The sequence below is a fragment of the Carboxydothermus hydrogenoformans Z-2901 genome (genome assembly GCF_000012865.1).
Lineage (GTDB): Bacteria > Bacillota > Z-2901 > Carboxydothermales > Carboxydothermaceae > Carboxydothermus > Carboxydothermus hydrogenoformans.
The window spans coordinates 467,060-480,584 of the sequence record NC_007503.1; the positions used below are offsets into that span (position 1 = coordinate 467,060).

Here is a 13,525-nt window from a genome sequence, read left to right on the forward strand (position 1 = left end):
GTTTGAATGGGGGAAATTTTGTGTTAGCGCGCGAAATCCGGGAAAAGTTCTTGAAATTTTTCGAAAGCAAAGGTCATAAGATTTTGCCCAGTGCTTCCCTTATTCCTGCAAATGACCCAAGTCTTTTGTGGACGGCAGCAGGGATGGTGCCTTTTAAGCCTTATTTTACCGGAGCGGCGGTTCCGGAGGTAAGGAGAGTTACTACTTGCCAGAAGTGTCTCAGGACTCCCGACATTGAGTCGGTAGGACGGACTGCCCGCCACCATACGTTTTTTGAGATGCTTGGTAACTTTTCCTTTGGGGATTATTTTAAGAAAGAAGCGATTACCTGGGCCTGGGAATTTGTTACCGAACATTTGGGCATATCCAAAGATAAATTATACATAACGATTTATTTGGATGATGATGAGGCTTTTGATATCTGGCACAACGTGGTGGGGGTTCCGGCGGAGCGTATAACCCGCCTTGGAAAAGATACCAACTTCTGGGAGATTGGGGTAGGACCCTGCGGACCATGTTCGGAAATTTATGTTGACCTGGGCCCAGAAAAGGGTTGTGGCAGCCCTGACTGCGGTGTGGCGTGTGATTGTGGTCGCTTTTTGGAAATCTGGAACCTGGTGTTTATCCAGTTTTTCCGGGATGAACAGGGGAACTATACTCCTTTAGAGCAAAAAGGGATCGATACCGGCATGGGGTTGGAACGAGTGGCGTCGGTTTTGCAAGGGGTACCTTCCAACTTTGATACCGATATTTTCCGGGAAATAATGGATTATGCCGCTCAAATCCTTGGGGTCAAATACGGTTACGATGAAAAGGTAGATGTGGCTTTAAAGGTGATTGCCGACCATACCCGGGCAATTACCTTTGCCATTACCGATGGAGCCCTTCCTTCCAATGAAGGCCGGGGATATGTGATTAGACGCTTGCTTCGCCGGGCGCTGCGCTTTGGCCGGCTTTTAGACCGGGAGGAGCCGTTTTTACACTTAGTAGCTGCCAAAGTAATAGAGCAGATGGGCGATGTGTACCCGGAATTAAGGGAAAAAGCAGAACATACTTTAAAAATCATTAAACTTGAAGAAGAAAAGTTCAGGGAAACTCTTAATCAGGGACTATCAATGTTAGCAGAACTGATGGAGCGCTTGACACAGGAAGGAAAAAAGGAAATTCCCGGACATCTTGCTTTTAAACTTTATGATACTTACGGTTTTCCCATTGAGTTAACCAAGGAGATCGCCGAGGAAAAAGGTTTTACGGTTGATGAGGAAGGCTTTAAACAGCAAATGGAAGAACAGCGCCGGCGGGCCCGGGAAGCACGGGAAGATGTGGATTATTTATCTACCAGGGATGCATTCTTAAAACAATTGAAAGAAGAACTGGGAGAGGTAACTTTTGTCGGCTATGAGAAGCTTTCGGAATCGACAGAGATAATTGCCATCATTAAAAACGGTCAAAAGGTTGAAAGCTTAGCAGCGGAAGAGGAAGGAGAGATTATTACCCGGGTAACTCCCTTTTACCCCGAAGGGGGTGGACAGGTAGCCGATAAAGGCGAAATTTTAGGTGACGGTTTTAAACTTTCGGTTTTGGATGTAGAAAAGCCTTTAAGTGATTTTATCCTTCACAAGGTTAAAGTTGTTGAGGGCAGTGTAAAAGTGGGCGATAAAGCCACTTTGATGGTGGATGAAACCACCCGCATGAGTACTGCCCGCAACCATACCGCCACCCACCTGCTCCACAAAGCCTTAAAAATGGTGTTGGGTGAACATGTAAATCAGGCGGGTTCGCTGGTTACTCCGGAACGGTTGCGCTTTGACTTTACCCATTTTGAGGGAGTTAGTGACGAAGACCTCCGGAAAATTGAAAATATTGTTAATGAGGCAATTTTACGAAATCTTTTAGTGCAAATTGATTACACCACCTTAGATGAAGCGCGCAAAGCAGGAGTTATTGCCCTCTTTGACGAAAAATACGGCGACCTCGTTCGGGTTGTTAAAATAGGTGAATTTTCCGCAGAACTCTGTGGTGGAACCCATGTTTCTTCTACGGGGGTAATAGGTTTCTTTAAAATCTTGGGCGAGAGCAGTATCGGTGCCGGGGTACGGCGCATAGAAGCCCTGACTGGCCTTGGAGCTTTAGAATACGTAAGAAGTTTGGAAGATACCCTGCAAAAGGCTACAGAACCTTATAAATGCACTTTTGCCGAATTACCGGAGAAAATAAGCAATACTTTAAAAACCCTGAAGGAAAAAGACCGGGAAATTGAAGCTCTTATGCAAAAAATTGCGTCCATTGAAGTTAAAAGTTTACTTAACTCCGTACGGGAGATAAAGGGAGTTAAGGTTCTTTCGGCCATAATTGATGGGGCCGATATGGAGGGACTTAGAAAAGCTTACGATGTGGTGAAGGCTTCCCTGGCCAATTACGTTGTTTTATTAGCGGGGGTTAAGGATGGAAAAGTGAACTTCCTGGCGGGCGTGGATAAAAACCTTACCGATAAATATCACGCCGGTGAACTGGTAAAGGAAGCGGCAAAAATCGCCGGAGGCGGCGGTGGTGGGAGACCGGATATGGCCCAGGCGGGCGGAAAGAATCCGGAAAAAGTTAAGGAAGCTTTACAGGTAATAGACGCCTACGTTCAGTCAAAATAACTTTAGCGGTATAAACCCCTCTTTTTTGGGGAAAATTCCCCTAAAGGGGGGCTTTTCTTATGAAAATACGCTGTCAATCCGACTGCTGGCATCAGATAAACGGTTACTGCAATCAGGAAAAAGTCTGGCTGAAACAGGAAGGTCTTAGGGTAGTGTGCCGGGATTATGACCGAAAAATGCCCGAAAAAGATACTACCACCGTCTTTTATTACCACTATAACGATAACCTCTGGACTTAAAGAAAATTTTTTTGGTTTACAGGAAATGTCTTTAAAGATGCCGAATAATATATATAAGATTTGGCGCAGAAAAGGGGGTGCTTATCATTGGGTGAAGATATGGAAAAAACCATGCGCTTTGGTTTTGATAAAGAAAAAAACACCAAGCATAAAGCCCTTTTACTTACCATTTATGAAGCGTTGCAGGAAAAAGGTTATAATCCGATAAATCAACTGGTGGGATACCTTTTATCAGGAGATCCGGCGTACATTACCAGTCATAAAAACGCCCGGAATTTAATTCGCAAAATTGAACGGGATGAATTACTGGAAGAGCTTTTAAAAGTGTACTTGGAAAGGGAATAAAAATTGGAAAGAAGGGTTCTTGGAAGAACGGGAATTGAAGTTTCGCGGCTTTGCTTTGGAGCTCTAACAATTGGACCGCTGCAAAGAAATTTGCCCTTAAAGGAAGGAGCCCGGCTTATACGCCTTGCTATAGAAAACGGGGTAAATTTTATTGATACCGCAGAGCTTTACCAAACCTACCCGTATATCAGAAGGGCATTAAAAGGTTTGCCCCCGGATCAGGTGGTAATTGCCACAAAATCGTATGCGGCAACAGCTCAAGCTATGGAGAAAAGCCTTAAGGAAGCTTTAACTTCCCTGGGGCGGGATTATATAGATATTTTTCTCTTACACGAGCAGGAGTCGTATTTTACCTTAAAGGGGCATGAAGAGGCCCTTTTTTATCTCCAAAAGGCCAAGGAAAAAGGCTATGTTCGGGCAGTAGGTATTTCTACTCATTTTATTGCCGGGGTAAGGGCGGGAATGATGCATCCTGCCGTGGAAGTGATTCATCCTCTGATAAATTACCGCGGCATAGGTATTGCCGATGGCACGGCTGAGGAAATGCTTGCAGCTATTTCTGAAGCTTATCTCATGGGTAAAGGGCTTTATGGTATGAAGCCTTTAGGTGGCGGGCATTTGGGAAGCGATTTTAAAAAAGCTTTTGACTTCGTTCTGGGGATAAAAGAACTTTCCGCAATTGCTGTGGGGATGAAATCGGAAATTGAGGTAATTGCTAATATAAACTACTTTCAAAAAAGTGAAATTGATGGTAAGATAGAAGAGAGTTTAAAAAAAACTGCCAGGAAGCTTCATATTGAAAGCTGGTGCCAGGGCTGTGGACGTTGTGTTAAAGTCTGTTCCCAGAAAGCTTTAACGCTGGGACCGAAGGGCAAAGTGCGGGTAAATCAGGAGAAATGCCTTTTTTGCGGATACTGTGGTGCTCACTGTCCTCATTTTGCCATCAAAGTAATTTAACCCGGCGGGTGGATGGATGAAAGTTTTAGGACTGGATGTTGGAGATAAAAAAATTGGGGTTGCGCTGTCCGATGAACTTGGCCTTACGGCTCAAGGATTAACGGTTATTTACCGGACAAGCTTAAAAAAAGATTTGGAGGAAATAAAAAAAATCATTGACCTGCATCATGTTACCGAAGTTGTTATTGGTTACCCGCGCAATATGAACGGGACTGCAGGACCCCGGGCGGAGCTGGTTAAGCGGTTTGCCCGGGAGCTTTACAAATTTACAGGGATTAAACCCGTTTTTTGGGATGAACGTTTATCTACCGTGGAAGCGGAAAAGCTATTAATAAGCGGAGATATCAGCCGCCGGAAGCGAAAAAAGGTAATTGATAAGCTGGCGGCAACGCTCATCCTTTCGGGTTATCTAAATTATAAAAGTAAAAATTAGAAAGAGGTGGAATCTATGGAAGTAGGCGAAGTAATTACCCTCGTTGATGAGGAACAAAATGAATTTGAATTTGCCGTCATTGACCTTCTTGAAGTTGAAGGCAAGAAGTACGCAATCTTGGTTCCGGCAGTGGAGGAAGACGAAGAAGAGTTAGAAGATGAAGAAGAAGCGGTGATCCTCCGTTTAGAGATGGACGAGGATGGTAACGAAATTTTAGTTGACCTGGAAGATGAAGAATGGGAAATGGTTGCCGATGCCTGGACCGAAAAAATGGAAGATGAAGGTTCAGATGAGTAAAAAGAAAGCTTTTAAAGCTTTCTTTTTTTGTGGCATAAAAGGAAAAAAAGAAAAAACGTAGTATTATATAACGGTACCAAATTATTAGTTTAGGTGGGGAAAAATGAAAAAGAGCTACATAATTTTAACTGTATTAATTGCCCTGGTGATTATGTTTTTAGCTGGCATTGTGGGTTTTTCTTACTATACCTACATAAAGCCTTACCAGGGGAAAATCGCGTACGGCGTGACCGTGGAAGGTGAGCCGGTAGGGGGCATGACTTTTAAGGAATTTAAACGTTACTTGGAGGGATTAAATAACGAACTTCAAAATCAACCGGTAGTGCTAACCCTTGGTAATAAAACCTGGACTTATAAAAAAGGCGACCTTGGTATATCGTTAAATACCGCTGAAATGTACCGGAAAGCTTATGAATTAGGGCGTAAAGGTTCGTTATTAAAACAAATTATGGAAAGACGGCAATTAAACAAAGCAGCAGTCGATATAAAATATCTTGTTCGACTTGAGGAAAGAAAGCTTTTGGCCAAGCTTGACCAAATCAATAAGGAAATTTATGTCGAACCCAAAAACGCGGAGTTTCGCCTTTTGCCCAATGAAACTTTTGCCATAATTCCCCATAAAACAGGTATTGCCCTGGATAGTGAACAGGCTGTTAAAGATGTGCGGGCAAATTTACTGGAAAATCCTCTAAAAGTAAGTTTTAAGTTAAAAGAAGTATTGCCGGACAAAACCACCGAAGACATAAAAAAGATGCGTTTAACCGGTCTTTTAGCAAGTTTTACCACGAGCTTTGATGTCAGGAAAGTTAACCGGTCTTATAATATTGGAGTAGCTGCCGGAAAGCTAAACGGTATTTTAATAGCTCCGGGGGAAGTGTTTTCCTTTAATAAAACGGTGGGCCCGAGGAGTGCCAAAGAAGGATATAAAAATGCCCCGGTGATTTTACGGGACCAGTTGGTAGAAGCGCTGGGCGGTGGGGTTTGTCAGGTATCGACAACTCTTTATAATGCGGTTTTGCTGGCCAATTTACCGATTGTTGAGCGGCATAACCATTCCCTGCCGGTAGCGTATGTGCCGCCGGGTCGGGATGCGACGGTAACCGACGGGGGCAAAGACTTTAAATTTAAAAATAACCTGCCCTGTTACTTGTATATTAAATCTTACGTTAACGGCAATCGGATTACCTTTAAAATCTTTGGGGATGCCAGCTTAAAAAAGCACGTGGTGATTAAAAGCTGGGTTACGAAAACTATTCCTTATAAGACAATTATCATAAAAGACTCAAGCCTTCCCGAAGGGAAAAAGGTTGTTAAACAGGAAGGAGCCCTTGGCAAGTATGCCAAAGCCCAGCGAATAGTCTACCAAAACGGCCGGGTAGTAAAAGTGGAAAACTTAAGGGACAGTTACTACAAACCAATGAATGAAATTATCCTGGTAGGAACCAAGAAAGTTCCAAACTCTTCTGCAAAGGAAAGTTCAGTAACGGAAAATGTTTATTAATATTTAGAGGAGAGGATTGGATGATTTTAGTTACCGGTGGAGCTGGTTATATTGGTTCTCACATAGTTCGGCAGTTATGCCTAAAAAATGAAAAAGTTTTGGTAGTGGATAATCTTTCTAAAGGGCATAAGAAAGCTGTGGATACAAGGGCTAAGCTTATTGTGGGCGATTTCGGGGATGAAAACCTCCTTCTGGAAATTTTCAAGAAATATGATATAAAAGCGGTTATTCACATGGCGGCGCAAAGTTTAGTGGGGGAATCAATGAGCCAGCCGGAAAAATATTTTGAGGAAAATATCAGTAAAACCCTGAGTTTGTTAAAAGTAATGCTCAAAGCTAATGTTAAGAAAATGGTGTTTTCCAGTACTGCAGCGGTTTACGGAGAACCGGAAAAATGGCCGATAACCGAAGATTTTCCGCAAAAACCAACCAATGTTTACGGTTATTCCAAACTGGTAATTGAGCAGTGCCTTGAGTGGTATCGCCAAATACATGGTTTTAATTACGTATCTTTACGGTATTTTAATGCTGCCGGGGCAGACCCTTCCGGGGATATTGGGGAAGACCACAATCCGGAAACCCACTTAATTCCCCTGATTTTCAAAGTAATTTTAGGAGAACAGGAAGAGTTGACGGTTTTTGGGACCGATTATCCCACCCCGGATGGCACTTGTATCCGGGATTATATTCACGTAAACGACCTTGCCGAGGCCCATATTCTGGCTTTAAATAAACTCAATAAAGACGAAAGCGGCGTTTACAATCTCGGGAACCAAAAAGGTTTTTCCGTAAAAGAAATAATTAAGGTCGCAGAAGAAGTTACCGGGGTAAAAGTTAAAGTTCGTTACGGCCAGCGTCGTCCCGGAGATCCGGCGGTTTTGGTGGCTTCTTCGGAAAAAATTCAGAAAGAACTCAATTTTACTCCCAAATTTGGAGACATTAAAACTATCGTCCAAACTGCCTGGGAGTGGCACAAAAACAATCCCCGGGGGTATGACCGGTAAATGTCCAAGAAAATAGTATTAAAAGCCACCCTTTTAATAATGGCTTTAACATTAACCAGCAGGATTCTGGGTTTTGTCCGGGAGATGGCCATTGCTTCCGTTTTCGGGGCAAGTAAGCTTGTGGATGCTTATCTTGCTGCGCAAATTATCCCGACGTTTTTTGCCAGTTTCATAGGTGGCGGGCTGATGGTGGTAGTTGTACCGATAATTAACGAATTTTTGGCGCAAAAAAAACATCAAGAAGCAACATATGTTACCAACTCTATCCTAACGCTATCTTTTTTGGCCCTTGGAATTATTATGGTTATCGGAGTTTTTACTGCGCCTTCTTTAATAAAATTTGTTGGTTATGGGTTTCAGGGGGATACTCTAAAACTTGCCCGGACCCTCTCCACCTGGCTTTTTCCCCTGGCAGTTTTAATGAGTTTGACCCAAATTTTAACCGGAGTATTAAATGCTTACCAGCATTTTTTTACACCGGCCTTGGGACCGGTGTTAAACAATGTGGTTTTAATAGCCGCAGTCATCCTGCTTGGGAAAAGCCAGGGAATTGTTGCTCTGGTAGGGGGAACGTTAGCCGGCTGGACTATTTACCTTTTAATTATGCTTCCGGCGTTTAAGAAAACTGGCTTTTATTTTAGGCCGGTTTTAGATATCCACCATCCGGCAGTAGTAAGGGCCTGGGAGATGTTTTTGCCGGTAATCATTGGTACCACCTTCACTCAAATAAATTTACTGGTAGACCGGATGCTGGCGTCATCCCTTACGGAAGGCAGCATTTCTGCTTTAAACTATGCGGCAAAGCTCTACCAGCTGCCACTGGGCTTGATTTCCCTGGCAGTTTCAAGTGCCATCTTTCCGAGTCTTTCAATTTTGGCGGCCCAAGGAGAAAAAACGAGGCTTTTAGAACTTACCCGCTTTGGCTTAAAGCTGAGCACGGTAATTTCCCTGCCGGCTCAGGTGGGACTTATGGTTTTAGCAACACCCATTGTGGCGGTGCTTTTTGAACGGGGGGCTTTTGATGCCCGGGCTACCGAGTTAACGGCTGGCGCCCTTTTCTTTTATAGCTTAGCAATCGTTTTTTACGTTATCAATGCGGTATTAACCAGACTTTTTTATGCCCAGAATGACACCCTTACCCCTTTAAAAGTGGGGGCTTTAGCGGTTCTGGGAAATATCGGGGCGAATCTTATTTTAGTCCGTTTTCTTGCCCACCGGGGGCTTGCTTTGGGGACAAGTTTTGCGGCAATTTTAAGTAATGTTCTCTTCTTTTATTTTGCCCAAAAAAAAATTGGCAATTTGTTTGACCGGGAAATGCAAAGCTTCTTTCTTAAATCATTAGCTGCCTCTCTTTTAATGGGAATAGGTGCTTATAAAATATACGATTGGTTATTATTTGAGGGACGGGCCGTTGCTTTATTTACCGCTATTTTGTTCGGGGTAACCCTGTATTTTGTTTTGCTTGTGGTTTTTGGGGTGGAAGAGGTAAAATATATTAAAAAGCTTTTTTTAAAATTTAAGGCAAAGCTTTCTTTATAAAATTAAATTCTTTTTTTATTTGCTGATTGTAAAAAGAAATGATATTTCGCTGGTTTTCCAAGATTTTTACGTAGCTTATACTTGCTCTGGGGATGTAAGTCCCTTGAATTAAGCGGTTTTTTGCAAATGGTAGGAAATGCTGGGTAAATTGTTGAGAAAAGAGTGGTAAAAGGTGAAAAAACTCCTTTATAGCATAACAGCTTCAGCATTGGTAGTTCTGGCGGTTTTTTTGGGCTTTTGGTCCTGGTGGCAGGAAAATATGGCTCCTGTAAACCCTGACGACCATAAACTTGTGGTGGTTAATATAAAAAAAGGTATGTCACCGGAGACAATTGCTCGAATTTTAAAGGAAAAAGAGTTAATTAAAAGTGAAACGGCTTTTCTTCTTTACCTTCGTTATCACAGGCTGAATTTAAAATTACAGGCGGGAACCTATGCGTTAACGAAAAGTATGACTACGCCGGAAATTGTTAAAACGGTAGTGGAAGGTAAAAGTTTAACTTTTAAAATTACCATTCCTGAAGGTTACAACGTGGCCAAAATAGCAAAGTTAATGGCAAGCTTTGGTTTTAATGAAAAAAAGGTTTTAGCTTTGGCCAAAAACCCTCCTTATGATTATCCTTATTTGAAAGAAATACCGGACAATGTCCAGTATAAACTTGAAGGGTATCTTTTTCCTGCAACTTACGAAATTTCCTATACCGATACTGAAGAAAAAATTATCGGTAGGATGTTAAAAAAATTTAACAGTATTGTTGAGGAAGAAAACCTTATAAAAGAAGCCCAAAAACGGGGGTTTACTTTACATCAGCTGCTAACTTTAGCGTCTCTTATCGAGCTGGAAGCCAAAAAGGCATCGGAAAGGCCGTTAATTTCCGGGGTAATTTACAATCGCTTGCAAAAAGGGATGCTCTTGGAACTTTGCCCCACGGTGGAATATGCGCTGGGGCGCCATAAACTACGGCTTTCAGCAGAGGATTTAAAAATAGAATCGCCCTATAATACCTATAAATACCGGGGATTACCCCCGGGGCCCATTGCTAACCCCGGACTTTCTTCCATTAAAGCGGCGTTAAATCCCGCAAAACACGACTATCTTTTTTATGTAGCCCGACCGGATGGTTATCATGCTTTTGCCAGAACTTATCAAGAGCATTTGCAAAACGTAAAAAAATATCTGCCTTAAGGAGGCAGTTTATGAACTACGAGATTTTAGCTCCGGCAGGAAATTTGGAAAAACTTATTTTTGCCTTTGTCTATGGTGCCGATGCTGCTTATTTAGCCGGACCAAAATACGGTCTTCGGGCCCGAGCCGGAAATTTTACCTGGGAAGAATTAAAAAAAGCCCGGGAAATAGCCCGGGAGCTCAACCGTAAAATTTATATTACCATTAACATTTTTGCCCATAATAAAGATCTTGAAGAACTTCCGGACTATCTGGAGTATTTAAATAAGATAAAGCCGGACGGGGTAATTGTGGCCGATCCGGGGGTTTTTCGCCTGGTAAAAAGGTATCTTCCGGAGATACCAATCCACATCAGCACCCAGGCCAATACTACCAATATTGAAGCTGTAAAATTCTGGGAAGAGCTGGGGGCCAAAAGGATAGTTTTAGCGCGGGAGCTAACTCTGGAGGAGATTGCCGAAATTCGTCAAAATACGGCAATGGAACTGGAAATGTTTGTTCATGGCGCCATGTGCATTTCCTACTCCGGAAGGTGTCTTTTAAGCAGTTACCTTACCGGACGGGATGCCAACCTGGGGGATTGTGCCCAGGTTTGCCGCTGGCCTTTTCATCTCTATGAAGAAAAAGCTCCCGGTCAGTTTTTTCCCATTGAAGAAGACGAGCGGGGAAGCTATATTTTTAACTCTTATGATCTTTCTTTAATCGAAGACCTGCCGAAATTGGTGGAAATTGGGATAAATAGCTTTAAAATCGAAGGACGGATGAAATCGGTTCATTATGTGGCAACTACGGCGCGAATTTATAAAGAAGCTTTAACCCTGGCTTTAGAAGGGAAAACTCTCTCACCGGAAAAGCAGAACGAACTTTTAAAAATACGCCACCGGCCTTACAATAAAGGCTTTTTGTACGGAAAACCGCAGCAGGGAAGGGTGGATGAAAAAAATTATACCCTGGAATACGAATTTGTGGGCATCGTTTGGGGCTTTCAAGATGGCTTAAATTATGCGGAGCAGCGGGGAAAGATTGAAAAGGGAGATTATCTGGAAATCTTTACCCCCGACGGCCTAACGGTAAGGGGGATAGCGCAAAAACTTTATGATGAAGAACAAAGGGAAATTCCTTCAACTCCCCATCCGCAGATGCGCTTTTATTTTGCAGGGTTTCCGCCGCTCCCGAAATACAGTTTAATTCGCAAGGTTCCCAGGGGGGTTTACAATGAGTGAAAAAGAAATGGTGCTCGTTGAGGTAAACCCGAGCGAAATTGTTTATCTGGACTTTCTTTTAGAAGGGTTTAATGGCCTTGGCATTGGGCATACCCTTGATCCGAAAATTGCTCGTGTTGCTATTTACACTACTTCTTCCATGAAGGCGGAACTTATCTCAACCTTAAAAAAACTGCCTATTAACGTAACCCTTATCGGTGAAGAATAAAACCGGTAGGGGTTTTTACGTAAATAGCGAAATTTTCGCTAAAAATCGTTGACTATTTTAGTATAAGTAATATAAGATAATAGTATAATCAAAAAATGTAAAAAGAGGTGTAGGAAATGACGGTAAAGGGAAATAAAATTCGCGAGCTCAGGGAAGAGCGCGGACTTACCTTAAATGAACTTTCCAAAAAAGCGGGTCTTTCAATTTCCTACTTGAGCGAAATTGAAAGGGGTTCCAAAAAGCCGTCATTAAAAACCATTGACAAAATTGCCAAAGCTTTAAACGTTAATAAAGCGCAAATTTTGGAAACCGAGCAATTGGAAGTAAGCCTAACTTTAGGCGAGCGAATTCGCTTGATAAGGGAAGAAAAAAAGCTTACCATAAGCGAACTTGCGGCGCGGGTGGGCATATCGGTTTCCTATTTAAGTGAAATTGAAAGGGATACGGTGAACCCTTCCGTTGCTACCTTACGCCGGATTGCGGAAGAATTAGGTGTATCGGTAGCCGATTTAATGGGGAAGGAACATTCCCTTGGTTACAAGTTAAAAAAGTTAAGGGAAGATATGGGCCTTACCCAGGCGGAATTAGCCAGTCAGGCGGGGGTTTCTCCGGGATTAATTGGCCAGATAGAACAGGGGAAAGTTCAACCTTCGCTAAAAACTATCGAAAAATTGGCGGAAGTATTGGGAACAACTCCTTGTTACTTTATTTTGGAACAAACCTCTCCGGAACAAATGTTAAATTTAATGAGTCCGGAATTAAGGGAGCTTTTGCTAAATCCCAACGTTCAATCGTTATTGAGCAGTATTTGTACCTTGAATGAAAAGGAACTCCAGTTTATTTTAAACTTTATCCAGCTGTTTAAAAAATCAGGGGTAATGGAAGAATAAATTTTACACATATATTATTGACAGCGAAAAATTTTTATACTATAATCGTAAAGTGTCGGAGGGAGGTTAAAAATGCCAAGGTACGATTTTCGTTGTGAAGACTGTGGCGAAAAATTTACTGCCTGGGCTTCCATAAACGACCGGGATAAAGTAGTTTGTCCAAAATGTGAAAGTAACCGCGTAAAACAACTTTTAACGGGATTTGGCATCATAGGCGGAAGCCAGAGTAGCAGCTCTTTAAGTTCTGCCGGAAGTTCGGGCTGTACTTCCTTTGGCTGAGGAATATAAGCAGTTTAGCCCGGGAGGCTAAAATTTATGGATAAAAAAGCGAAATTACAGGAATTGGAAAAACGGTATCAGGATCTTTTAGCGCGCTGGCCGGCTCATTCGGTGAAGCCGGAAATGATTATCGAAAAAGAAGAACTGGAAGACGAAATAGCTGAGCTCAAAAAGGCTATTGCGGAAGAAAAGATGGGTCATGTTTTTGATCCGCAAAATCGGCATAGGTTAAAAAACGAAAAACGAAAAAAAATCCTGCCCCCCGAGGAGACGGTGGCCAAACTGCCGCTAAATCCCGGGGAGGTTATTTTAGACTACGGTGCGGGGATTGGTTATTTTACCGTACCTCTTGCTAAAAGAACCGGGAGCTCGGGGGTGGTTTATGCCGTTGATATTTCCCCCGAGATTATAAAAGACCTGGAAGAAGAAGTGTTAAAAGAGGGACTTACAAATGTTAAAACAGCTTTAGTTCCCGGGGATGGGAGTCTACCGGAAGAGTTTCCGGAGTTTGATGTAATTTTTTTAGCAACGGTGTTGCACGAGCTTTCGGAAAAAGAAGCGGTTTTATCCGCATTGACCCAAAAACTGAAAAAACAGGGTAAGCTAATTATCATTGACTGGGAAAAGAAAGAAACCGAATTTGGCCCTCCGGTAGCCCACAGGGTTTCTGTGGAGGAGGCGGTTTCTTATCTTGAAAAAGCTGGTTTAAAGCTACTGCAGAAGATGAACGTAAGTGCAGCTCACTGGGGTATAATAGGGATAAAAGAATAAAAGGAGGA

15 protein-coding genes are annotated in these 13,525 nt (G+C 42.6%); all 15 read left to right on the forward strand.

Going from position 1 to position 13,525, the window contains the following annotated elements; all coding sequences use genetic code 11:
- Positions 1 to 20 precede the first annotated feature (20 nt).
- The 15 genes from alaS to CHY_RS02480 all read left to right on the forward strand — a co-directional run bounded on the left by alaS (position 21) and on the right by CHY_RS02480 (position 13,517).
- Entirely contained in the window at positions 21 to 2,645 is a 2,625-nt protein-coding gene (alaS, locus tag CHY_RS02410) for an alanine--tRNA ligase (RefSeq protein ID WP_011343472.1), read from the forward strand.
- Positions 2,646 to 2,704: 59 nt separating this feature from the next.
- Complete coding sequence (locus tag CHY_RS02415; protein WP_011343473.1) at positions 2,705 to 2,884, forward strand: hypothetical protein; 180 nt, start codon at positions 2,705 to 2,707, stop codon at positions 2,882 to 2,884.
- A 99-nt stretch (positions 2,885 to 2,983) separates the two neighbouring features.
- Positions 2,984 to 3,229, forward strand: a complete 246-nt coding sequence (locus tag CHY_RS02420) for an IreB family regulatory phosphoprotein (protein WP_075864700.1) — start codon at positions 2,984 to 2,986, stop codon at positions 3,227 to 3,229.
- Positions 3,230 to 3,232: 3 nt separating this feature from the next.
- On the forward strand, positions 3,233 to 4,186 hold the full coding sequence (locus tag CHY_RS02425; RefSeq protein WP_011343475.1) for an aldo/keto reductase: 954 nt from the start codon (positions 3,233 to 3,235) through the stop codon (positions 4,184 to 4,186).
- 16 nt (positions 4,187 to 4,202) lie between these two features.
- A complete protein-coding gene (gene ruvX / locus CHY_RS02430; protein WP_011343476.1) occupies positions 4,203 to 4,619 on the forward strand; it encodes a Holliday junction resolvase RuvX in 417 nt (138 codons plus the stop codon).
- 15 nt (positions 4,620 to 4,634) lie between these two features.
- Entirely contained in the window at positions 4,635 to 4,916 is a 282-nt protein-coding gene (locus tag CHY_RS02435) for a DUF1292 domain-containing protein (RefSeq protein ID WP_011343477.1), read from the forward strand.
- Positions 4,917 to 5,019: 103 nt separating this feature from the next.
- On the forward strand, positions 5,020 to 6,417 hold the full coding sequence (locus CHY_RS02440; RefSeq protein ID WP_011343478.1) for a VanW family protein: 1,398 nt from the start codon (positions 5,020 to 5,022) through the stop codon (positions 6,415 to 6,417).
- Between the two features lie 20 nt (positions 6,418 to 6,437).
- Complete coding sequence (gene galE / locus CHY_RS02445; protein WP_011343479.1) at positions 6,438 to 7,421, forward strand: UDP-glucose 4-epimerase GalE; 984 nt, start codon at positions 6,438 to 6,440, stop codon at positions 7,419 to 7,421.
- Positions 7,422 to 8,960 (forward strand): murein biosynthesis integral membrane protein MurJ, encoded by a 1,539-nt coding sequence (murJ, locus tag CHY_RS02450; RefSeq protein ID WP_011343480.1) that lies wholly within the window; start codon positions 7,422 to 7,424, stop codon positions 8,958 to 8,960. It abuts the gene before it with no gap.
- 172 nt (positions 8,961 to 9,132) lie between these two features.
- Positions 9,133 to 10,146: an endolytic transglycosylase MltG gene (gene mltG / locus CHY_RS02455; RefSeq protein WP_011343481.1), complete on the forward strand. Its 1,014-nt coding sequence runs from the start codon at positions 9,133 to 9,135 to the stop codon at positions 10,144 to 10,146.
- A gap of 11 nt (positions 10,147 to 10,157) precedes the next feature.
- On the forward strand, positions 10,158 to 11,369 hold the full coding sequence (locus tag CHY_RS02460) for a peptidase U32 family protein (protein WP_011343482.1): 1,212 nt from the start codon (positions 10,158 to 10,160) through the stop codon (positions 11,367 to 11,369).
- Entirely contained in the window at positions 11,362 to 11,577 is a 216-nt protein-coding gene (locus CHY_RS02465; RefSeq protein WP_011343483.1) for a DUF4911 domain-containing protein, read from the forward strand. Before CHY_RS02460 ends, CHY_RS02465 begins: the two co-directional genes overlap by 8 nt.
- Before the next feature lie 116 nt (positions 11,578 to 11,693).
- Complete coding sequence (locus CHY_RS02470; RefSeq protein ID WP_011343484.1) at positions 11,694 to 12,467, forward strand: helix-turn-helix domain-containing protein; 774 nt, start codon at positions 11,694 to 11,696, stop codon at positions 12,465 to 12,467.
- Between the two features lie 72 nt (positions 12,468 to 12,539).
- A complete protein-coding gene (locus tag CHY_RS02475; RefSeq protein WP_011343485.1) occupies positions 12,540 to 12,746 on the forward strand; it encodes an FmdB family zinc ribbon protein in 207 nt (68 codons plus the stop codon).
- Positions 12,747 to 12,782: 36 nt separating this feature from the next.
- Positions 12,783 to 13,517, forward strand: a complete 735-nt coding sequence (locus CHY_RS02480) for a class I SAM-dependent methyltransferase (protein ID WP_049752050.1) — start codon at positions 12,783 to 12,785, stop codon at positions 13,515 to 13,517.
- Positions 13,518 to 13,525 lie beyond the last annotated feature (8 nt).

Excerpts from the sequence above, each read along its gene's own strand:
- CHY_RS02480 (WP_049752050.1), top strand. The coding sequence starts at position 12,783 with ATGGATAAAAAAGCGAAATTACAGGAATTGGAAAAACGGTATCAGGAT.
- CHY_RS02460 (WP_011343482.1), top strand. The coding sequence starts at position 10,158 with ATGAACTACGAGATTTTAGCTCCGGCAGGAAATTTGGAAAAACTTATT.
- CHY_RS02420 (WP_075864700.1), top strand. The coding sequence starts at position 2,984 with ATGGAAAAAACCATGCGCTTTGGTTTTGATAAAGAAAAAAACACCAAG.
- CHY_RS02475 (WP_011343485.1), top strand. The coding sequence starts at position 12,540 with ATGCCAAGGTACGATTTTCGTTGTGAAGACTGTGGCGAAAAATTTACT.
- CHY_RS02415 (WP_011343473.1), top strand. The coding sequence starts at position 2,705 with ATGAAAATACGCTGTCAATCCGACTGCTGGCATCAGATAAACGGTTAC.
- ruvX (WP_011343476.1), top strand. The coding sequence starts at position 4,203 with ATGAAAGTTTTAGGACTGGATGTTGGAGATAAAAAAATTGGGGTTGCG.
- CHY_RS02440 (WP_011343478.1), top strand. The coding sequence starts at position 5,020 with ATGAAAAAGAGCTACATAATTTTAACTGTATTAATTGCCCTGGTGATT.
- galE (WP_011343479.1), top strand. The coding sequence starts at position 6,438 with ATGATTTTAGTTACCGGTGGAGCTGGTTATATTGGTTCTCACATAGTT.
- murJ (WP_011343480.1), top strand. The coding sequence starts at position 7,422 with ATGTCCAAGAAAATAGTATTAAAAGCCACCCTTTTAATAATGGCTTTA.
- CHY_RS02470 (WP_011343484.1), top strand. The coding sequence starts at position 11,694 with ATGACGGTAAAGGGAAATAAAATTCGCGAGCTCAGGGAAGAGCGCGGA.
- CHY_RS02465 (WP_011343483.1), top strand. The coding sequence starts at position 11,362 with ATGAGTGAAAAAGAAATGGTGCTCGTTGAGGTAAACCCGAGCGAAATT.
- CHY_RS02435 (WP_011343477.1), top strand. The coding sequence starts at position 4,635 with ATGGAAGTAGGCGAAGTAATTACCCTCGTTGATGAGGAACAAAATGAA.